This is a genomic window from Streptomyces sp. WM6386, from assembly GCF_000972385.1.
In the GTDB taxonomy this organism is placed as follows: domain Bacteria; phylum Actinomycetota; class Actinomycetes; order Streptomycetales; family Streptomycetaceae; genus Streptomyces.
On record NZ_JXTE01000794.1, the window covers coordinates 1 to 312 of the forward strand.

General features: G+C 72.8%; 1 pseudogene. It reads right to left on the reverse strand.

The window, feature by feature from the left end:
- A pseudogene (locus TN53_RS43700) lies at window positions 1-312 on the reverse strand (DNA primase); the annotation flags it as partial.

Sequence of the window (312 nt, forward strand, 5' to 3'; positions counted from 1 at the left end):
CGGAGTTGGTCGCGAACTGCCGTCTCCTCCAGGTGGCCGGCTGCCACGAGGCCTCCTGCGGTGTAGGCGGCTCGGTTGAGCTTCTCCGTGAACCCGGTTCCTTCGGACGCGGTCGCGCACTGAGCGATCTCGTCGACCAGCGGGGTGAGGACACGGTGGGCTGCGGCGGGTCTGCGGGTACGACGGGTCCGCGCGAGGGGCTGCCTGGGGACCGGTGGGGCGATGACGTGGCCGGTGCGGACGAGTTCGGCGTGCAGCCAGCCGGGCAGTGGTGCGGGCAGGCGTGCGGTGCCCTCGGGGGCGTAAGTGCCC